The sequence below is a fragment of the Brevundimonas sp. Soil_N_31 genome (assembly GCF_057655995.1).
On record NZ_JBDGLE010000001.1, the window covers coordinates 116565 to 136507 of the forward strand.

Sequence of the window (19943 nt, forward strand, 5' to 3'; positions counted from 1 at the left end):
GCCCCAGTCGGGGCCCTCAGAAAACATAAGGCGCGCGGATGAAGCGACTGGCAAGCCGGCCGCTCAGGGTCATCCGGCGGACATGGAGGCCGGAACTTGCTTATCTTTCAGGGTGACAAGCTCCTCGGCCATGGTCGGGTGGACGGCGCAGGTCGCATCCCACTGGGCCTTGGTCAGGCCCGCCTTCACGGCGATGGCGGCCAGTTGGATCATCTCGGGGCTGTCCGGGCCGACAATGTGACAGCCGACGACACGCTGGGTGTCGGCATCGACCACCAGCTTCATCAGCACCCGTTCGTCCGAGCCGGTGAAAGCGTACTTCATCGGCCGAAAGCGCGTGACATAGACGTCCACCTCGCCCGAGCAGGCATGGCGAGCTTCGGCCTCGGTCAGGCCGACGGTGCCCACCGGCGGCTGGCTGAAGACGGCGGTGGCGACGGCTTCATAATCAAAGCTCTGCGGGTTGTTCCTGTAGACCGTCTCATGGAAGGCCACGGCTTCGCGGATGGCGACCGGGGTCAGGTTCATGCGATCAGTGACGTCGCCGATGGCCCAGATGTTGTCGGCCGTCGTTCTGGAATGCTGATCAACCTTGACGGCGCCTTCGTCGTTCAGCCCGACCCCGGCGGTCTCGAGGCCCAGACCCTTGACATGGGGGACGCGGCCGGTGGCGAACATGACCACGTCGGTCTCGATCGTCATGCCGTTCTCGAGGTGGTTGACCAGGCCGGTCTCGGTCTTCTCAATCGAAGAATGCTGGCAGCCGAGGATGACCTTGATTCCGCGCTTCTCGATTTCGCCCGCCAGATGGGCGCGCACGTCGTCATCGAAGCCGCGCAGGATGTTCGGGCCGCGATAGATCAACGTCGTCTCGACGCCCAACCCCGCAAAGATGCCCGCGAACTCCACCGCGATATAGCCGCCGCCCGCGATCAGGATGCGCTTGGGCAGTTCGGGCAGGTGGAAGGCCTCTTCCGAGGTGATGGCGTGTTCGATGCCGGTCAGCCCTTCCGGCTTCCACGGGCGGCCGCCGGTGGCGATCAGGATTTTCTCGGCGGTGATGGTCTGGTTCTTGCCGACGATCTCGACGGTGTGGGCGTCTTTCAGGACGGCGCGGCCGTGGACCAGATCGACGCCCGCCTTGGCCAGGTTGGCGGCGTAGATGCCCGACAGGCGGGCGATCTCGACGTCCTTGGCGTGCAGGAAGGTCGGCCAGTCGAACTTCGCATTGTCGAAGGACCAGCCGTAGCCCTCAGCGATCTCCAGGGCGTGGCTGACTTCGGAGGCCATGACCATGAACTTCTTGGGCACGCAGCCGCGCACGACGCAGGTGCCGCCGACACGGTATTCCTCGGCGACGGCGACCTTCTTGCCGCCCAGCGCCGTCAGCCGCGCCGCCCGCACCCCGCCCGAACCGGCGCCGATGACAAAGAGGTCGTAATCGTATTGGGCCATCGGGCTCTCCGGGAATGGACTCGAAAAGATGAGTCCAATTCGTCTGAATCGTCTGAAATCCGCGCGGCTGGGCCGCAGCGCTGACCCGACTTAGGCGCCGGGATGCGAGGGGGCAAGGCGCTTGGGCGCCACGCGGTTGAGCAATCCCAGAACAAGTCTTTGTGCGAGCGACCTTGAAGCTTTGACAAACCACAACTCTTGAATAGAGTTTAAAGAACATCACTACGCCACAGGGTGCGGCATGATTGCTCAAATTTTCGCTCTGGCTCTCAGCGCGAGCATGCCGCTAGACCAAGCGCCCGTACAGGCGAGCTCTACCGCTGAAGATCAAGCCGTTCGCCTGGAGGACATCCAAGTCTCAGGGCGGCGCCTGGACGCCCTGATAGAGAACTTTGTGAGCGAGGTCGCCGCGCCCAATCGCGGTCGCGGCATCGCACGATGGGATCGCAGCGTCTGTGTCGGCGCCGTCAATCTGCGCCGTGAAGCCGCGCAATATCTGGTGGACCGTGTTTCGACCGTGGCGGAAGATCTTGGTCTGAATACAGGCGATCCCGGGTGCACGCCCAATCTGCTGATCGTCGCAACCACGGATGGCGACGCCTTTGCGCAGGAACTGGTTGAGCGCCGCCGTCGGGCCCTACGCATGGGCGGCTCCGGCATGGATCGTGGCGCTGCTGCACTGAGAGATTTCCAAGAAACCAGCCGTCCCGTCCGCTGGTGGCAGGTCAGCATGCCGGTCGATTCTGAAACGGGTCAGCGCGCGGTTCGCATCCCCGGAGAGTGTACGAACGATTGCTCGGGGCCGATGGACTATGCCCCGGTGATCAATGTGTCCTCGGCTTCACGTCTGACGACACAGATCGTCGACAACATTTTCCGCGCCATTATCGTCGTGGACATCAGCAAGACCGGCGCAATCAATTCGCTGCAACTGGCCGATTACATCACTATGGTGTCGCTGGCGCAGATCGACCCGACGGCGGACACTAGCGCTTATGCGTCGATCCTGAACGTCTTCGACGACCCGGGCAGCGCCCCACACCTGACCGAGTGGGACAAGGCGTATCTTCACGGCCTCTACGGCGCAGAGCGCACCCGTCAAAACGTACGGGCGGGCAAGTCAGAGATCCAGTCCTCCATCCGTCGCGCGCACGCCCGACTGGCCGATGAGGCGCCGACAACTACGGATTAAGCGTTTCGAACCCCTCGTTCGTGCCGATGACGGCCAGGTCCGTCAGGTCGAGGAAGAGGCCGTGTTCAACCACGCCGGTCAGGCTTTTCAGGTCGGCGGCGAGACGAGCCGGGTCGGCGATCAGCTTGCAGGCCGCGTCGTAGATCAGGTTGCCGCCGTCGGTGCGGATCAGGCCGCGCTCGGCCTCGCGCACGCGGGCGGGCGAGCCGATGTCATGATCGGCCAGGACGTCGGCGATCCGGTTGGCGGTCGTCTTGTGACCGAAGGCGACGACCTCGATCGGCAGGGGGAAGGTTCCCAGCGCCGGAACCACCTTGGCCGCGTCGGCGATGCAGATGCAGCGGGCGGACGCCTCCCACACCAGCTTTTCGCGCAGCAGGGCCGCGCCGCCGCCCTTGATGAGGGCCAGGCCGGGGCCGATTTCGTCAGCGCCGTCGACGGTCAGGTCGATCTTGGGCGTGTCCTCCAGCGTCGACAGGGTCAAGCCCAGTTCGCGCGCCAGGTCGGCGGTGCGCTCGGACGTCGGGACGCATCGCAGATCCGGCAGGTTGCGGGCGGCCAGCGCCTTGACGAACCAGGCGGCGGTGGAGCCGGTGCCCAGGCCGACGACCATCCCGGCCTCGACGTATTGGGCGGCGGCTTCGCCGGCGTTCTTTTTCTGCAGGTCGCTCATTGGGATTTCGCCGCCTTCTTCGCGCGCATGGTGTCCATGAAGCGGGCGGCCCAGCCCGGCTTCGTCGTCTGTTGGCCGCGCGCCAGGGCCAGGTCGCCGGGCGCGACGTCCTTCGTCACCACGGAGCCGGAGCCCACCATGGCGCCTGCGCCGATGGTCACGGGAGCGACCAGCGACGAGTTGGAGCCGACGAAGGCCCCCTCGCCCACCGTGGTCCGATGCTTGAAGAAGCCGTCGTAGTTGCAGAAGATCGTGCCCGCGCCGATGTTGGCCTTCGCGCCCACCTCGCCGTCGCCAAGATAGGCCAGGTGATTGGCCTTGGCGCCCGCGTCCATGCGGACATTCTTGACCTCGACGAAGTTGCCGATCTTGACGCCCTCGCCTAGGTCCGCGCCGGGGCGCAGGCGGGCGTAAGGACCGACCTCGGCGCCGGTCGCGACCTTGGCGCCCTCGATGTGGCTGAAGCTGCGGATGCGCGCGCCCTCGGCCACCTTGGCGCCGGGGCCGAAGACGACGAAGGGCTCGATGGTCGTGCCCGCGCCGATGTCGGTGTCCCAGGCGAAGTGGACGGTGTCCGGGGCGCTCATGGTCACGCCCTGCGCCAGGAAATGCTCGCGCTGGGTCTTCTGGAACAGGGCCTCGGCCTGAGCCAGTTCGGCTTGCGCGTTGACGCCCATGACGGAGTCTTCGGCGGCGAAGACGGCGCGGGTCGGGGCGCCGCGCTTGCGGGCCAGTTCGACCACGTCGGTCAGATAGTATTCGCCCTTGGCGTTGTCGTTCGTCACCTCGGCCAACAGGTCGAACAGCAGGCCGACCGGGGCCGCCATGACGCCGGAGTTGCAGGCGGTGACGGCCAGAACGTCTGCGGATGCTTCCTTGGCCTCGGTGATGGCCAGCAGGCTGTCGCCGTCGAGGATCAGGCGGCCGTAGGCGCCGGGGTCGCGGGCCTCGAAACCGATGACGGTGACGCCTTCATGGGCGGCGAAGACCGGCTCGATGTCGGCGGCCTTCAGCAGGGGCACGTCGCCGTAGGTGACGACCACCTGGCCGATGAAGTCGCCCAGCACGGCTTCGGCGGCGCGCACGGCGTGGCCGGTGCCCAGCGGCGGATCCTGAACGGCGATGCTGTCGGCGCCGAGACGCTTTTCGACATGGGCGCGGACTTCCGGCGAGTGGGCGCCGACCACGACGACAATGCGTTCGCAGCCCAGAGCCTCGGCCGCGTCGATGGCGTGGTCCAGCATGGCGCGGGCTCCGACCGGGTGCAGCACCTTGGGCAGGGGCGACTTCATGCGCGTGCCCTGGCCGGCGGCGAGGATGATGGCGGCGCGAGGGTGAGGTGCGGTCATGAATCGATCCGGCGGCTTGTCGTTGCCTGCGATCTAGCCCATTGCCGGGGTCTTCGCGAGCCGGGAGACAGATGAGTGAGCATTGAGCGCGACCTGGAAGGCTGGACCATCGCCTTCGACTTGGACGGGACTCTGGTGGATTCGGCGCCGGATCTGATCGGGACGCTGAACCGGATGCTGGCGGAGTATGAGTTGCCGCCCGTGCCCATGTCCTCGACCCGTCATCTAGTCGGACACGGCGCCATGGCCATGCTGCGCCACGGCTTCATGGAAGCGGGCGCCGTCTGGGACGAGGCCCACGCCCCCGGCCTGTTCGAGCGCTTCATTGAAGTCTACCTGGCCCACATCGCCGATGAGAGCCGCCCGTTCGACGGCTGCGTCGCGGCGCTGGACCGGCTGAGCGCGCGCGGGGCGATCCTGTGCGTGGCGACCAACAAGCGCACGGATCTGTCGGTGGCGCTGATCGAGGCGCTGGGGCTGACGCGCCATTTCGCCTTCGTCGCCGGGCCGGATGCAGTCTCGGCCCGCAAGCCCAGCGGCGCCCACATCATCGAGGCGGTGCGCAAGGCGGGCGGCGATCCGGCGCGCTGCGTCATGGTCGGCGACAGCACGACGGACACCAGGGCGGCCAGGGATGCGGGCGTGCCCTGCATCGCCGTCAGCTTCGGTTACAACGACGTGCCGCACGCAGAACTGGGCGGCGACGTGATGATCGACCACTACGACGGGTTCGAAGAGGCGCTGGCCGAGGTGATGCGGAGTTAACCCCTCACCGGGATGAGCAAGTTAGGTAGGCGGCAGGAAAACTCCTGCTGCCTTTAGAACTTCTAACCCTCAACCGCCTCTGCGGCTGTTGCCGTCTTCGCGCTTGCGAAACACATAGATCGACCCGTTCCTCCTCCCAGGGTCGTCATGCTTCGTCGCTTCTTCGCCATTCCGCTGTGGCAACGCACCGCCGCCGGGTTCGTCCTGGGCATCCTCGCCGGCCTGATCCTGCGCGAGCAGGCGCCGGTCTGGCTGCAGCCGATCGGCGACGTCTATCTGAACCTGATCCGCATGGTGGTGGCGCCGCTGGTGCTGTTCACCATCGCCAGTTCGATCGCCAAGCTGGGCGAAGGGGTCGGCGCGGTGCGGCTGGGGGTGCGGACCATCGTCTGGTTCGCCATCACCTCCCTGTTGGCCGTGCTGGTGGGCTTTGCGTTCGGCCACATCATCAATCCGGGCGTCGGCCTGTCGAACCTGCCGCTGGGCGAGGTCAAGGCGCGCGAGATTCCGACGCCGTTGCAGGTGCTGCTGGGCGTCGTGCCGACCAACCCCTTCGCCGCCCTGGCCGAGGGCAAGGTGCTGCAGATCATCTTCTTCTCGGCGCTGGTGGGGGCGGCGCTGGTGGCGCTGGGTGATCGGGCGCAGAACGCGCGCAGGCTGGTGGATGAAGGCGCGGCCCTGGTGTTCCGCATCACGCGCTGGGTGATCCAGCTGACGCCGTTCGGGGTGTTCGGCCTGATCGGTTCGGTCGTCGGCGGCTATGGCTGGGAGGCGCTGCTGCCGCTGGGCAAGTTCATCTTCGCCATCTATGCGGCCTGCCTGTTCCACATCTTCGTCGTCTATTCGGGGCTGCTGAAGCTGCACGGGCTGAAAGTCGTCAGCTTCTTCCGCGGTGCGGGCGCGGCCATGCAGACGGCCTTCGCCACTTCGTCGTCGCTGGGCACCCTGCCCGTCACCCTGCGCCAGACGGTCGAGCGGCTGGGCGTGCCGCAGGCCTATGCCTCTTTCGCCGTGCCGCTGGGCGCCAATGTGAAAATGGACGGGTGCGGCGCCATCTATCCGGCCATCGCCTCCATCTTCATCGCCCAGTATTTCCAGATCGACTTGACGTTGACACAGTACATCCTGATCGGCCTGACGGCGGTGCTGGGGTCGCTGGGCACGGCGGGCGTGCCGGGGACCAGCATCGTCATGCTGACCCTGACGCTGTCGACGGCGGGCCTGCCGCTGGAAGGCGTCGGCTACATCATCGCCATCGACCGCATCATCGACATGATGCGCACGGCCACCAACGTCACCGGCCAGATGGTCGTGCCGGTGCTGGTCGCCAAGGAAGAAGGCATACTGAACGAGGACATCTACAACGGCCATGTCGCCTGGCTGCCCGGCGATCCGGAGAGCGAAACCCCGGAAGGCGCGCGGGCGGCGGGAATCTGAGCAAGCGACGCTGCTATTTGATGAATTGAGGCTTGCCGTCGTCGGAAACGCGGGCTATGTCCCCGCCTCCCGACGGCGCAGTCACTGACCGCCCCGTTCCAGGCGGACGCGTAGCTCAGCGGGAGAGCACCTCGTTCACACCGAGGGGGTCACAGGTTCAATCCCTGTCGCGTCCACCATTTTCTCCTTTTAAGACAACAGCAGATTTCCCGTATCATCAGCGGGCGGCGCTTTTCTGTCGCGCCTTGCCATCTGAGCGCCAGCTTGACGGTTCGGGTCTGCTCGTCTCTACAGTTTCCCTCGTTTCGGGCCGAGGGCCATGCACCCTTTCCGCTCGCGTTGCGTTAGGGACGCAATAGGACGGGGGACGTGTTGAGGACACTGGCCAAAACGATTGATCTGGTCGCGGCTTTCGACGCCTCACCCAACCCATACATGCTGTTGGATCGCGATCTGCGTTTCGCTGGAATGAACCAGGCATATCTGGACGTTACCCAGCACCGACGCGAAGATCTGATCGGCGTTCATGTCATGGACGTATTCGGCGCCGACATCGACGGTCCGAGCGAGGACAACAGCCAGCGTTTGAAGGCGTCGTTCGAAAAGGTGCTGGAGACCGGCGATGCCGATCATATCGCCCTGCTGCACTATCCCATCAGGACAACTGCCGCGGATGGCCAGGTCGCATTCGACGATCGTTACTGGAGTTGCACGCATACGCCGATCAAGAATGATCGAGGCGAAGTCACTCACATCCTTCAACACACCAGCGACGTCACCGAACTGATCAACGCGCGTATGACGGCAGAGGGTCGAGACGGACGGCGCACCGCCCTGGACGAAATGCTGGGCGGCGGCGTTTTTCGACGGGCGATGAAAGTCGAGGCCGACAATCAGAGACTAGAGGCCGAACGGCGACAGTTGTCGGACGTGTTGTTAAACGCGCCGGGCTTCGTGGCGGTGCTGAATGGACCGAGCCATGTCATTCAGTTCTGCAACGACGCCTGCTATCGCCTGGTCAACCACAGGGAAATCCTGGGCATGACGGTGCGGGACGCCCTGCCGGAACTCGGCTACCAAGGGCACCTCGACTTCCTCAACGACGTTTATGAGACCAGCGAACCGGTGCTGGGGCGGCAACGAGCCTTCACACTGCAGCATTCAGACGAGGGGCCGGCGGACACGCGCTATATAGATTTCGCCTATCAGCCGATCCGGGACGAACAGGCGCGCGTGATCGGGGTCTTCGTGCAAGGTCACGACGTGACCGACGTCGTTCTGGCGGCCGAACGGCAGAAGCTGATGATCGACGAGCTGAACCATCGAGTGAAGAACACCCTGGCGACGGTGCAATCGATCGCCATGCAGACGGCCCGCAGCCATGAAGACCCTCGCTCCTTCGCCGCCGCCTTCCAGTCGCGGATACTGTCGCTGTCGCACACGCATGACCTGTTGACACGTAGTCACTGGGAAGGCGCTGACCTGCGCTCCGTGCTGGAACATGAAACCATGGCGCACGGCACGGGCCGGTTGAGTTTGAACGGCCCGCACATCGACCTGTCCCCGGCACGAGCGGTCTCTCTCGGCATGGTTTTTCATGAACTGGCCACCAACGCCGCAAAGTATGGGGCGCTGTCCCGCGGCGATGGGCGGGTGATAGTCGACTGGCGGGTTGCCGATCAGAAGGCGCCGAGGCTGGAAATCACCTGGCGGGAAGTCGGCGGGGCGCCGATCGCCGTGCCCGAACGCCGCGGATTCGGCACGCGGTTGATCGAACGCAACGTGCGACACGACCTGCACGGGGACGTCAAGATGTCCTTTGCCGACGACGGCTTTCGCGCCGAGTTCAACCTGCCCCTGGAAACCAACGCATGACCGATATCTTCACTGGCCGTCGCGTACTGATCGTCGAGGATGAGTCGCTGGTGGCCATGTTGTTGGAAACAATACTCAGCGACATGGGATGCGACGTCATCGGTCCTGAATCCAACGTGGACGACGGCTTGCGCATTGCCTCGGGGACAGGCGAGCTGGACGCCGCCCTGCTGGACGTCAATGTCGCGGGCCAGGAAGTGTTTCCCGTCGCCGAGGCGCTGAAAGCGCGCGGCGTGCCCTTTGTCTTCTCGACCGGTTATGGCGAGGCAGGGCTGCCCGAGCATTGGCGAGGCAATCCGACCGTGCAGAAACCCTTTACGGAAGGCGCCATCCGCGACGCCCTGATGAAGGCCTTGAACATTCACGCTGCGTGATCAGACGCCCGCTTGCAAAGACCAGGCGGATAACCGTTTCATCACGTCTGCTTCGACGTCTGCGTAGAAAGGGTTGTAAGGCGGGATCTTCCGTTGTTCCGCCCAGGCGCCGCGTGGACGGAATGATTCCGAACTCAGCCGCGAACGCCACAGGACGCCGTCGCGACATTCGGCCGCCACGATACGGCGTTGCAAGGCCGGGCGGACGCCCCATTCCAGATTGGTGGCGTTTGTCGCACCGCGGCTTTCACGCATTGCAGAGCGCGGGACGGCGGCCGACCCGGTAACGGGATTGACGCAGGCGGACGTTACGCCGTCGAAGGTCACCAGGGCGCCGCGATCGTTCCACGTCAGAGCGCGACGTAGCGCGCGGCGGGACTCGCTCTCGTTCTCTTCTTCCAGCGAACGCCAGACGAGCACGCAGCCGACCTGCTCGCGACCTGTGCAGAGGGGGAAGGTGGTGAAGCGAGATTCCGGCGCCAGGTGCTCCATCAGATAGGTCGCGACCAGCCGCGAGCGCAGGGCGGGATCAGGCGCAATCCGGTCATGCAGCAGGCGATCGGCCAATTCGGCCCCCTGCTCCACCCCGGCCAGGATGATGGGGCCGTCCGGGTGACGTTCCAACCAGGCGTCGAAAGCCGCGGCCACGTCCTGATAGGCGAAGGCTCGAGCCTCCCGCGCGTCTTCGCGCAGTGTCAGGCGAGTATAGAGGCTGGCCTGGCGATACAGAGGCGCGCTGACATCCCCCACCTGGGCCAGGGGGCCAGCGTAGTTGGGCAGTACCGTGCCACGCAGTCCGGCTAGGGCGCGCGCATCGTCGATCGCCCCGTTCCAGTCCTTGCCGCCGTTGTAGGTCGTGGAATGAACGAAGAAGACATGAGCCGATCCAGCGCCGGGCGCGCGAGCGTCCAGCAAGGCCCAGGCGTTCTTCTGGGCGTAATCGGGCTTAGTCGGAGGACGATAGGTCTGAAACGGTACCTGGGGATCCAGACCCGCCCGCAAGATGTCGCCGCGCCAGACCGCCACAGCCGCAGTCAGCACAAGAATGACCGCCAGGCCCGCATAGCCGACCCACTGTCGAAAGGTCAGCTTCGGCAGCATCAGCGGTACGGGTCCGGCTGGGCCAGGAAGTCCTGGACATAGCGGCGCACGCCTTCTTCCAGCGGGGTCGACTGGCCGCCGTAGCCGAGGGCGCGGATGCGATCCATGCTGGCCTCGGTGAAGTACTGATAGCGATCGCGGATCGCCTCGGGCATGTCGATGTAGGCGATGGACGGCTCCTTGCCCGCCGCCGCGAAAGTGGCCCGCGCCAGATCGGCGAAGGAGCGCGCCTGGCCCGATCCGGCGTTGAACACGCCCGAGATGTCCTCGCGCTCAAGCAGCCACAGGATGATGTTGACCACGTCATCGACGAAGACGAAGTCGCGCAGTTGGCCGCCGTCGGGATAGTTCGGGTTGTGCGAGCGGAACAGGCTGACCGTCTCGCCCGCCTGCACCTTGGGCCAGATCTGGGCGACGACCGACTTCATCCCGCCCTTGTGGCCCTCGTTCGGACCATAGACGTTGAAGAACTTCAGCCCGGCCCACTGGGGCGGCGCCTCGTCGCGATCGGCCTGACGCACGGCATACTGGTCGAACAGATATTTCGAATAGCCATAGGCGTTTAGCGGGCGCAGCGCATTCAGGCTCTCAAGATCGTCGCGATCCTCGAACCCAGCCTCGCCGTCGCCGTAGGTGGCGGCCGAAGAGGCGTAGATCATCCGCACGTTACGCACCGCGCACCAGTCCCAGATGTCGCGCGACAGGCTGAAGTTGGTGCGCAGGATCAGGTCGGCGTCCGGCTCCGTCGTCGAGGAAATGGCGCCCATGTGGATCACCGCCTCGATGCGGTCGGCGTGACGCTCCAGCTGCTCGAACAGCTCTTCGGGCGCCCACAGATCGGCGATGGGGTGTTTGGCGATGTTCTTCCACTTGGCGAGATCGGCCGTCTCCAACCGATCGCAGACGACCACGTCCCAGGCGCCGCTCTCGCACAGGCGAGCCACGATGTTGGAGCCGATGAAGCCCGCGCCGCCCGTGACGACGATCATTCTGGGCGTCATGCTTTGTCTCCGGTCATCTTCTCGATGGTCTTCGTCGTGGAATAGCCGTCGGCGAAGTCGGCCAGACGAACCTCGCCGCCCCAGCTTTCGACCTCAGCGGCGCCGACTACCTTGTCCTTGGTGTAGTCCGAGCCCTTGATGAGCACGTCGGGCTTCAGCCGCTCGATCAGCGCCATGGGGGTCGGATCGTCGAAGGCGGTGACGCGATCGACGCTGGCCAGACCGCCGATGACGGCGGCGCGGCTGTCCAGATCGTTGACGGGGCGCCCCTCGCCTTTCAGGCGGCGCACCGAGGCGTCGGTGTTCAGCGCCACCACCAGCCGGTCGCACCAACCGCGCGCCTGGGCCAGATAGGCGACGTGGCCGCGGTGCAGGATGTCGAAGCAGCCGTTGGTGAAGCCGACCTTCAGGCCCTGGCGCTTCCACGCCTCGACCTGATCGGCCAGTTCGTCCAGCGGCGTGACCTTGGACTGAGCCAGGGCCGCGTGCTGGCTCATCTCGGCCTCGATCAGTTCGGCGGGGGTGACGACGGCCGTGCCGCTCTTGCCCACCACCACGCCCGACGCGAGGATGGCGAACTGCACCGCCTGCTCCAGCGTCGCGCCCGCGCCCAAAGCGAGGCCCAGCGCGGCGAGGCAGGTGTCGCCCGCGCCTGAGACGTCGAACACTTCGCGCGCCCGGCCGGGGAAGTGGGTGAGGCCGCCGTTACGGCGAGCCAGGGTCATGCCCTTGCCTGCGCGGGTGACGACGACGGCCTTGGCCGTGGTGGAGGCCAGCAGGGCGGCCAAGGCCGCCTCGACCTGTTCGTCGGTCTCGGTCGGCAAGCCGGTGGCGCCCGCCAGTTCGCTGGCGTTAGGCTTGATGACGTCGACCGCGCCATAGCGGGCGAAGTCGCGGCCCTTGGGATCGACGATGACCGGCGCGCCGTACTCGGCCCCGGCCCACAGCGCCGCCTGAACGGCGCCGTCGTCCACCACGCCCTTGGCGTAGTCGGACAGCAGGATGGCGCCCGCGCCCTGAAACACCGCCTTGTCGGCATAGCCGGAATGGAGCGCGGCCTCGTCGTCCAGACGCAGCAGCTGCTGGCCAGCGGCGACGAAGCGCGTCTTGACGATGGTGGCGGCGCCCTCGGGCCGGATCAGGGCGTCCTCGATCCGGTCCTCGGCGGCGATCAGGTCGGCCAGTTCGGCGCCCGCCGCGTCATCGCCCGCGACGGCGCCCAGACGGGCCTGACCGCCCAGGGCCGCGACGTTGCGGGCGACATTGCCGACGCCGCCGGGCATGGCCACGGTACGGCGCGCGCGCAGGACGGGGATCGGCGCCTCGGGCGAGATGCGGCTGACCTCGCCATAGACATAGCGATCCAGCATCAGATCGCCGACGCAGGCGACCTTCAGGTCATGCACGCGCTCCAGCAGGGACTGCAGGGCGCCGAGATCAAGAGAACGTTCAGCCATGACGCCGAACTAGCGGATTCACGCCGTCTTCGCCATCGGCCCCTTGTGACCCAGCTTGATGGCCAGGTCGTCAAAGGCGATCAGTTCAGCGGCCAGAGCCTCGAACTGGCTGAGCGGCACCATGTTGGGGCCGTCCGACGGAGCGTTGTCCGGGTCTTCGTGCGTCTCCATGAAGACGGCGTCGACGCCGACCGAGACGGCGGCGCGGGCCAGCACCGGCACGAACTCGCGCTGACCGCCCGAGGAGGTGCCCTGCCCGCCCGGCTGCTGGACGCTGTGGGTCGCATCGAAGACGACGGGGCAGCCGATCTCACGCAGGATCGGCAGGGCGCGCATGTCGCTGACCAGGGTGTTGTAGCCGAAGCTGGCGCCGCGCTCGCAGGCCATGACGTTGGGGTTGCCCGCGCCGGTCACCTTGGCGATGACGTTCTTCATGTCCCAGGGGGCCAGGAACTGGCCCTTCTTGATGTTGATCGCCTTGTTCGTGGCGGCGGCGGCCAGCAACAGGTCGGTCTGGCGGGACAGGAAGGCCGGGATCTGCAACACGTCCACGACCTCGCCGACCGGGCCGCACTGGGCCTCGGAGTGGACGTCGGTCAGGGTCGGCAGGCCGGTGACTTCACGGATTTCGGTGAAGATCGGCAGGGCGTCCTTCAGGCCGATGCCGCGCGCGGCGCTGGCGCTGGTGCGGTTCGCCTTGTCGAAACTGGTCTTGTAGATGATGCCGAGGTTCAGGCGCTCGCCGATCTCCTTCAGCTGATGGGCCGTCTCCAGCGCGTGCTGGCGGCTTTCCATCTGGCAGGGGCCGGCGATGAAGACGATGCGGGCGCCGCCGCCGATGACGACGGGGGTCTTGAGGCCTTCGGACAGGGTGATGACGGCGTTCGGAGAGGTCACGGCGGCGCTTTCGACTGGTTTCAACGGCGGTTCGCGGGCCTATGCCGCGACTTTCAGGCGGACAGGTGGCGTCGCGGATGCGTTTTGGCAACTTATCCGGCGACTCAGGCCCTGACCATCGCCGTCGCGATCATGGTAATCTGACAAGATGACCAGTCCCGATACGCCCCTGATCTCGACCGAAGCCCTGGCGTCGCGGCTGGGCGCGCCGGACCTGAGGATCATTGACGCCAGCTGGTGGCTGGACGGGCGTGACGCGCGAGCGGATTTCGAGCGCGAGCGGCTGCCGGGCGCCGTTTTTTTCGATCTGGACGCGGTGTCGGATCGGAACAGCCCCTATCCGCACATGCTGCCGTCGCCGGACATCTTCGCTGAGGCGATGGGCGCGCTGGGCGTCGCGGAGAGCGACGACATCGTCGTCTATGACGCGCAGGGGTTGTTCTCGGCGGCGCGGGTCTGGTGGACGCTGCGGACGATGGGGGCCAGGCGCGTGCGCGTGCTGGACGGCGGCCTGCCCAAGTGGAAAGCCGAAGGGCGAGCGCTGGAAAGCGGCGCGGGCGAGGCACCCGCCCCTGCGAAGTTCGAGGCGCGGTTCGACGCCGACGCCGTGACGGACTTCGAACAGATGGGCGCTGAGCTGGCGGACGGTCTTCAGGTGGTCGATGCACGCGGGGCGGCGCGTTTTCGGGGAGAAGCGCCCGAGCCGCGTCCCGGCGTGCGGGCCGGTCATATGCCTGGGGCGCTGAACCTGCCGTTCCCCCACCTGCTGAACGCCGACGGGACGTTGAAACAGGGTCGGGCGCTGGAAGAGGCTTTCCGCGCGGCGGGCGTCGATCTGGAGCGGCCCGTCATCACCAGTTGCGGTTCGGGCGTGACGGCAGCGATCCTGACCCTGGGGCTGGCCGTGCTGGGGCGGCCGTCGCGCCTCTATGACGGATCGTGGGCCGAGTGGGGCGCGCGACCGAACGCGCCCCTGGCTACGGGCTAGGCTGAAGCCGGCGCGGATGCCGGCGGCGGCGACGAAGCGTCCGCATCTTCCTCGCCGCGCGACACCACGGTGGCGACGACCAAGTCGCCCGTGACGTTCAGCGAAGTCCGGCACATGTCCAGGAAGCGATCGACGCCCAGGATCAGGCCGATGCCTTCCGGCGGCACGCCCACCATGGCCAGAATCATGGCGATGACCGGTAGGGAACCCGCCGGAACCCCTGCCGTCCCGACTCCGCCCAGGATGCAGACCAGCATGACGATCACCTGTTGGCCGATCGTCAGATCTACGCCGAAGAACTGGGCCAGGAACAGCACCGTCACCCCTTCGAACAGGGCCGTGCCGTTCTGATTGGCGGTGGCGCCGACAGTCAGGACGAAACGAGCGATCTTGCGCGGCAGGCCTAGCTCCTGCTCGGCCACGCGCAGCGAGACCGGCAGGCTGGCGTTGGAGGAAGCGGTGGAGAAGGAGACCACCATGGCTTCACGGATGGCGCGGAAGAACTTCAGCGGCGACATGCCGCCCAGAACCGCAATGCAGATCGGATAGACCACGAACATGTGGATCGCCATGGCGCCCACGGCGACGGCGACGAAGGCGCCCAGACGGATCAGCAGTTCCCAGCCGAACAGGGCCGCCAGGTTGAACATCAGGCAGGCGATGGCGATGGGGGCGATGCGGATGACGAGGTTGATGAGCTTCATCATCACCTCGAACAGACCTTCGATCGTCTGTTGCAAACGGTCGGTCGCCGGGCTCTTGGTCATGACTAGGCCGACGCCGAAGAACAGGGCGAAGACCATGACTGGCAGGATCTGGTTCTCCGCCGCCGCCGTAAAGACATTGGACGGGATCAGGTCCAGGAAGAAATCGCCCGCCTGAACCGATGTCGGGGCATTGCCGACGATCGAAGCCGCGCCGGCGCGCCCTTGATCCAGCAGTTGCTGGGCCAGGGCCGGATCGACCCCGTCGCCCGGTCGGAAGACGTTGACCATCACCATGCCGATCAGCACCGCCACGGCGGAAATGAAGACGGTGAACAGCAGGCTCTTGGAGCCCGCGCGGCCCAGCGCCTTCAGATCGCCCATCTCGGCCACGCCGATGACCAGGGCTGAAAACAGCAGCGGCAGCACCAGCATAAACAGCAGGCGCAGGAAGATCTGTCCCGCCGGTCCCGTGATGTTGGAGGTCAGCCACTGAACCCAGCCGACGTCGCCGCCGACGGTCAGATTGACGATGAGGCCGCCGATGAGACCGACCAGAAACCCGATCAGCATCAACATGTGAAGCGGCAGTCCGCGCTTGGCCGTGGTCTCCATCCGGTCCCTTCCCTATTCCCTCTTCCTTGGACTAGCGGACGGGAAGCCCATAGATCAACCCGGCGGGCCGAGATGACCATTGAGCATTCAATCCCCGCTCCAGATCAAGCGATGACTGCTCGCCGAGGTTTCGGTTGAATATTTCGCCGTAATTCCCGCTGGCCGCGACGGCGTCCTGCGCCCATGTTCTGGGCAGATCGATACTAGGGCCGAAGTCACCTTCGGAACCCAGTAGGCGACGAACGCGAGGATCTGTTGAATTCTTGGATAAATCCGAAACGTTATCGTGGGTTACGCCCAACTCTTCGGCCAGGATCAGGGCGTTCAGCGTCCAGCGGATCACCGCCGTCCAACGATCGTCTCCACTGCGCACGACCGGGCCCAGAGGCTCCTTCGAGATCACGTCGGACAGGATCATATGCTGCTGCGGATTTGGCAGGGTCGTGCGCGCGGCGGCGAGGGCCGAGATATCGGCGGTGAAGGCGTCGCATTCCTCACGCGCATAGGCCTGACGCGCCTCGCCTTCGGTCGCGACCACGACGGGACGATATTCGATGCCGCGACGACGGAAATAATCTTCGACGTTCAGTTCTGTCGTGGACCCGGACTGCACGCAGATGCGCGCGCCGTTCAGTTCAGCCGCACTGTTCAGATTCAGCGCGCGGCGCACCATGAAGCCCTGGCCGTCGTAATAGTTGACGCCAGCGAAGCTGAGGCCCGACGCCGTGTCGCGACTCATGGTCCATGAGGTGTTGCGCCACAGCACGTCCACCCGACCGGAACGAACCGCATCGAAGCGTTGCTCCGTGTTCAGCGGGACGAAGCGCACGGCGTCCGGATCGCCGAAAACGGCCGCCGCCGTGGCCCGGCAGAAATCGACATCAAAGCCCCGCCAGGCGCCCCGGTTGTCGGTATAGGCGAAACCAACCAAGCCTTCATGCACGCCGCAATTCAGGCGGCCGCGCTGGCGGATCGCCGCCAGGGTCGGGCTTTCCTTGACGTCCGGCAGGGCTGTCGGCGTGCGTGGCGTCGGCTCACGCACGGCGTCGCTCTCCGGCTCGGTCTGTCGCCCGCAGGCGCCCAGAAGCACCAGCATCGCCGCCAGTCCCGCCCCGATCCACTGCGCCTTCATGCCGTTCACTGCTCCTGCCTTGCGCTCCGCCCTAGTTTAGAGCCCTCTAGGCCGCGAACCGCAACCCGCCGGAGCCCGTATGCCGACGCTTTCCGACCGCACCCGACTGATCGCCGGCGCCACGCGACGCGGCCAGGGGCGCCGCCCCGTCAATCCCCCGGTCGAACGAGCCTCGACCATGCTGAGCGACGACCCGGCGGCGATGCAGGACGCCACGGACGGTCCGATCTACGGTCTGGACGGAACCAGGGCGGCGCGAGACCTGCGCGCCGTGCTGGCCGATCTGGAGGGGGCGAGCGACGTCTTTCTGGTTCCCTCGGGCCTAGCTGCGGTCACTGTGCCGCTGACGGCCTTGCTGAGGCCAGGCGACGAGGTGCTGACGACCGACGCCGTCTATGGCCCCACGCGGCGCTTCCTGACCCGGCACCTGGCGGTCAGAGGCGTGACGGCGCGGTTTCATCCCGCCGACGCTTCGGTCGAAGCCGTGATGGAGCACGTCCATATGCAGACGCGCGTGCTTCTGATCGAGGCGCCGGGCTCGCTGACGTTTGAAATGGGGGATGTTCCTGCCCTGGCCGCCGCCTGCCGAACGCGCGGCGTGCTGACGGTGATGGACAATACCTGGGCGGCGGGGCTGGCCTTTCGCCCTCTGGCGCACGGCGTCGATGTCAGCGTCCAGGCCCTGACGAAGTATGCCGGCGGCCATTCCGACCTGCTGATGGGCGGGATTGCAGCCGACGCGCCCGAGATTCTGCGGGCGGTCAGCCATACGATCGAAGACATGGGCTGGCACGTCTCGCCCGATGACGCATGGCTGGCGTTGCGCGGCGTCCGCACCCTTCCCTTGCGCTATGAGGCGCAGGCGCGATCAGCCCTGCGTATTGCTAAATGGCTGCAGGATCAGGCCGAAGTCGCCCGCATCCTCTACCCGCCGCTGCCCGGCTCGGTCGGGCACGACCTGTGGCGAAGGGATTTCAACGGCGCGGCGTCATTGATGGGCGTGGTCATGAAGGGCGGCGACACTGCGGCCGCTCATGCCTTCATGCGCGCCCTAAACCTGTTCGGCATGGGCTATTCCTGGGGCGGTTTCGAAAGCCTGATCACCCATGAGACCCCGCAACTGGCGCACCGACAGCATGCGCCCGCCCTGCCGGGTCAACTGCTGCGACTGCATGTCGGTCTGGAAGACCCCGCCGACCTGATCGCCGATCTGGAGAAGGGATTGAAGGCATGGCGCGCCCTGCAGGACTCGAACCTGCAACCGTCCGCTTAGAAGGCGGGTGCTCTATCCGGTTGAGCTAAGGGCGCCTCAAGTGCAGCCGTCCGACCCTAGTGGGTCCAGGACTGCTTGCGGTTGGTGGCGAAGTTGTCGGCGTAGGCCTTGATGATGACCGGCGCCTCATTGGGTTCATGCAGTCGGAAGGCGATGCCGTGGCGTTCGGCGTACTCGACCGCCTCTTCCTTGGTGTCGAAGGACAGGCGGACCTGGCCGTTCATGTCGGTCGAGCTGGTCCAGCCCATCAGCGGATCAATGGTGCGCGCCGAGGCGGGCTCGAACTCCAGGCGCCAGTCGCGCGCCTTGGCCTTGCCGGACTGCATCGCGGTCTTGGCCGGGCGGTAGATGCGAGCGAGCATGGACGGAATCCTTCGGACGGGGAACTCGCGGGGTGCATACCCCGCCGCGCCCGCCCGGTCCAGACGCCGAACGGCTTCTCAATTCACCTAGGTCAGGCCGCCAGAGAGGATGAACCGGCGTCGATCCAGCGACGCGCGGCGCGCTGCGCCTCGGCGATCTCGTCGTGCTCCATCTCCTGGCTGATGTCGCGGCGGTATTCCCGCGCCTCGATCGAGCCCTTCATGGAGGCCAGGTTGAAGATCATGTGGGCCGACACCCGGTCGATCGGGCACCCGTCCAGTCCCGCCGAGTAGGCCAGGCCCAGACGGAACAGGGCGTCGCCGTCCATGTCGGGCGTGGGCAGCGGCAGAGCCGCGTGGTCGATAGCGTCGTGCGCCGTTTCATAGGCAGTCATCGCTTGTCCTCCTGAACGGGCCGTTCTGGCTCCGCCCTCGGAGCGATAGTCAAATACCGACGGTTTGAAATTAGCGTTAACGCCGAAAGACGGGCGCCGAATGCCGTGGACGCGCCACACCCCGCAAGATGACGCTCCGGTTCAGACGGCGTTCATTCGCCAAAGTCGAAATTCCAGCCAGACAGGGTTTCGCCACTTGGATGGAGTTGAACATGAACCGCCTGACCAAGGCCGCCGTCATCGCCCTGGCGCTGGCGACCACGGCCGCCCCCATGATGGCGCAGGCTCAGGACCGCCATGATCGTCGCGAGTGGAACCAGGACCGCCGGGGCCATGATCGCGATCGGCGTCAGGATCGCCACGATGATCGCCGCGAGTGGCGCCAGGATCGCCGCGATGACCGGCGCGAATGGAGACAGGACCGCCGCAACGATCACCGTGAATGGCGTCAGGAGCAGCGGCGATATGACCGCTGGAGCCGTGACAACCGCGACTGGTGGCGTCACCGCCCCGAGTACCGTGATTATCGCGGCGCGCGGAACGGTTACTGGTATGCGCCCGGCCACGGCTATTATCGGGTCGAGCCTCGCTACTACGGCTATCGCTGGCGCACGGGCGGCTATCTGCCCTCCGCCTACCGCGGATACTATGTGAACGATCCCTATTATTACGGCCTGCGTCCGGCGCCGCGCGGCTACCGCTATGTCCACGCCGGCAACGACATCCTGATGATCGCGGTCGCGACCGGCCTGATCGCCAGCGTCCTGCACGACATCTATTAGATCGTTCAGACAAGCTCCTTCTTCGGCCCCGCAAGCACCTGTCTTGCGGGGCCTTTTTCATGACGACGCTCTGCGATCAGCGTTCAGCGCCGGTTCATGGCGCGCCGCGCATCTTG

General features: G+C 66.0%; 19 protein-coding genes and 2 tRNA genes. 9 read left to right on the forward strand and 12 right to left on the reverse strand.

What is annotated here, in order from left to right; translation table 11 throughout:
• Positions 1 to 69: 69 nt before the first annotated feature.
• Positions 70 to 1455, reverse strand: coding sequence for a glutathione-disulfide reductase (gene gor, locus AC3A3G_RS00570; protein ID WP_487487283.1), 1386 nt, complete (start codon positions 1453 to 1455; stop codon positions 70 to 72).
• Between the two features lie 241 nt (positions 1456 to 1696).
• Here gor and AC3A3G_RS00575 point away from each other — a divergent pair, with 241 nt between their 5' ends.
• Positions 1697 to 2647, forward strand: a complete 951-nt coding sequence (locus AC3A3G_RS00575) for a hypothetical protein (RefSeq protein ID WP_487487284.1) — start codon at positions 1697 to 1699, stop codon at positions 2645 to 2647.
• Here AC3A3G_RS00575 and rpiA read toward each other — a convergent pair.
• Both rpiA and glmU read right to left on the reverse strand, forming a co-directional pair.
• Positions 2637 to 3320 (reverse strand): ribose-5-phosphate isomerase RpiA, encoded by a 684-nt coding sequence (gene rpiA, locus AC3A3G_RS00580; RefSeq protein WP_487487285.1) that lies wholly within the window; start codon positions 3318 to 3320, stop codon positions 2637 to 2639. The genes AC3A3G_RS00575 and rpiA overlap by 11 nt on opposite strands.
• Positions 3317 to 4669, reverse strand: coding sequence for a bifunctional UDP-N-acetylglucosamine diphosphorylase/glucosamine-1-phosphate N-acetyltransferase GlmU (gene glmU, locus AC3A3G_RS00585; protein WP_487487286.1), 1353 nt, complete (start codon positions 4667 to 4669; stop codon positions 3317 to 3319). The genes rpiA and glmU overlap by 4 nt, the downstream gene beginning before the upstream one ends.
• A gap of 75 nt (positions 4670 to 4744) precedes the next feature.
• Between glmU and AC3A3G_RS00590 the strand changes: the two genes are divergently transcribed.
• From AC3A3G_RS00590 to AC3A3G_RS00610, 5 genes are all read left to right on the forward strand, one after another.
• Positions 4745 to 5434, forward strand: a complete 690-nt coding sequence (locus AC3A3G_RS00590; RefSeq protein ID WP_487487287.1) for an HAD-IA family hydrolase — start codon at positions 4745 to 4747, stop codon at positions 5432 to 5434.
• Positions 5435 to 5581: 147 nt separating this feature from the next.
• Positions 5582 to 6871, forward strand: coding sequence for a dicarboxylate/amino acid:cation symporter (locus AC3A3G_RS00595; RefSeq protein WP_487487288.1), 1290 nt, complete (start codon positions 5582 to 5584; stop codon positions 6869 to 6871).
• Positions 6872 to 6975: 104 nt separating this feature from the next.
• Positions 6976 to 7050, forward strand: a tRNA-Val gene (locus tag AC3A3G_RS00600).
• A gap of 190 nt (positions 7051 to 7240) precedes the next feature.
• The gene (locus AC3A3G_RS00605) at positions 7241 to 8746 is read left to right on the forward strand and encodes a sensor histidine kinase (protein ID WP_487487289.1); all 1506 of its coding nucleotides are present in this window, start codon (positions 7241 to 7243) and stop codon (positions 8744 to 8746) included.
• Positions 8743 to 9120, forward strand: coding sequence for a response regulator (locus AC3A3G_RS00610; RefSeq protein WP_125901364.1), 378 nt, complete (start codon positions 8743 to 8745; stop codon positions 9118 to 9120). Before AC3A3G_RS00605 ends, AC3A3G_RS00610 begins: the two co-directional genes overlap by 4 nt.
• Here AC3A3G_RS00610 and AC3A3G_RS00615 read toward each other — a convergent pair whose 3' ends face one another.
• From AC3A3G_RS00615 to kdsA, 4 genes are read right to left on the reverse strand one after another with little or no spacing between them, the layout of a single operon-like run.
• A complete protein-coding gene (locus tag AC3A3G_RS00615) occupies positions 9121 to 10221 on the reverse strand; it encodes a DUF3089 domain-containing protein (RefSeq protein ID WP_200168469.1) in 1101 nt (366 codons plus the stop codon). It lies immediately after the preceding gene.
• The gene (gene rfaD / locus AC3A3G_RS00620; RefSeq protein ID WP_487487290.1) at positions 10221 to 11222 is read right to left on the reverse strand and encodes an ADP-glyceromanno-heptose 6-epimerase; all 1002 of its coding nucleotides are present in this window, start codon (positions 11220 to 11222) and stop codon (positions 10221 to 10223) included. Before rfaD ends, AC3A3G_RS00615 begins: the two co-directional genes overlap by 1 nt.
• Positions 11219 to 12679, reverse strand: coding sequence for a D-glycero-beta-D-manno-heptose 1-phosphate adenylyltransferase (rfaE2, locus tag AC3A3G_RS00625; protein ID WP_487487291.1), 1461 nt, complete (start codon positions 12677 to 12679; stop codon positions 11219 to 11221). Before rfaE2 ends, rfaD begins: the two co-directional genes overlap by 4 nt.
• A gap of 18 nt (positions 12680 to 12697) precedes the next feature.
• Positions 12698 to 13600 carry a 3-deoxy-8-phosphooctulonate synthase gene (gene kdsA, locus AC3A3G_RS00630; RefSeq protein WP_487487292.1) on the reverse strand — a complete coding sequence of 301 codons (903 nt, stop codon included), beginning with the start codon at positions 13598 to 13600 and terminating at the stop codon, positions 12698 to 12700.
• A 124-nt stretch (positions 13601 to 13724) separates the two neighbouring features.
• Here kdsA and sseA point away from each other — a divergent pair, with 124 nt between their 5' ends.
• Positions 13725 to 14564: a 3-mercaptopyruvate sulfurtransferase gene (gene sseA, locus AC3A3G_RS00635; protein ID WP_487487293.1), complete on the forward strand. Its 840-nt coding sequence runs from the start codon at positions 13725 to 13727 to the stop codon at positions 14562 to 14564.
• Here sseA and AC3A3G_RS00640 read toward each other — a convergent pair.
• Together AC3A3G_RS00640 and AC3A3G_RS00645 are read right to left on the reverse strand one after the other, a co-directional pair.
• On the reverse strand, positions 14561 to 15883 hold the full coding sequence (locus AC3A3G_RS00640) for a dicarboxylate/amino acid:cation symporter (protein ID WP_412877661.1): 1323 nt from the start codon (positions 15881 to 15883) through the stop codon (positions 14561 to 14563). The genes sseA and AC3A3G_RS00640 overlap by 4 nt on opposite strands.
• 31 nt (positions 15884 to 15914) lie before the next feature.
• Entirely contained in the window at positions 15915 to 17015 is a 1101-nt protein-coding gene (locus tag AC3A3G_RS00645) for an amino acid ABC transporter substrate-binding protein (RefSeq protein WP_487487294.1), read from the reverse strand.
• A 79-nt stretch (positions 17016 to 17094) separates the two neighbouring features.
• Here AC3A3G_RS00645 and metC point away from each other — a divergent pair, with 79 nt between their 5' ends.
• On the forward strand, positions 17095 to 18288 hold the full coding sequence (gene metC / locus AC3A3G_RS00650; protein WP_487487486.1) for a cystathionine beta-lyase: 1194 nt from the start codon (positions 17095 to 17097) through the stop codon (positions 18286 to 18288).
• Here metC and AC3A3G_RS00655 read toward each other — a convergent pair.
• The 3 genes from AC3A3G_RS00655 to AC3A3G_RS00665 all read right to left on the reverse strand — a co-directional run bounded on the left by AC3A3G_RS00655 (position 18247) and on the right by AC3A3G_RS00665 (position 19045).
• Positions 18247 to 18323 (reverse strand) — tRNA-Arg (locus tag AC3A3G_RS00655). The two genes, metC and AC3A3G_RS00655, sit on opposite strands and share 42 nt — an antisense overlap.
• A gap of 21 nt (positions 18324 to 18344) precedes the next feature.
• On the reverse strand, positions 18345 to 18650 hold the full coding sequence (locus AC3A3G_RS00660; protein ID WP_200168463.1) for an ETC complex I subunit: 306 nt from the start codon (positions 18648 to 18650) through the stop codon (positions 18345 to 18347).
• Positions 18651 to 18742: 92 nt separating this feature from the next.
• Entirely contained in the window at positions 18743 to 19045 is a 303-nt protein-coding gene (locus tag AC3A3G_RS00665; RefSeq protein WP_125901352.1) for a sel1 repeat family protein, read from the reverse strand.
• A gap of 212 nt (positions 19046 to 19257) precedes the next feature.
• On the opposite strand from AC3A3G_RS00665, the gene AC3A3G_RS00670 reads away from it, so the two are divergent.
• Positions 19258 to 19827 carry an RcnB family protein gene (locus tag AC3A3G_RS00670; protein WP_200168462.1) on the forward strand — a complete coding sequence of 190 codons (570 nt, stop codon included), beginning with the start codon at positions 19258 to 19260 and terminating at the stop codon, positions 19825 to 19827.
• The last annotated feature ends 116 nt before the right edge of the window (positions 19828 to 19943 follow it).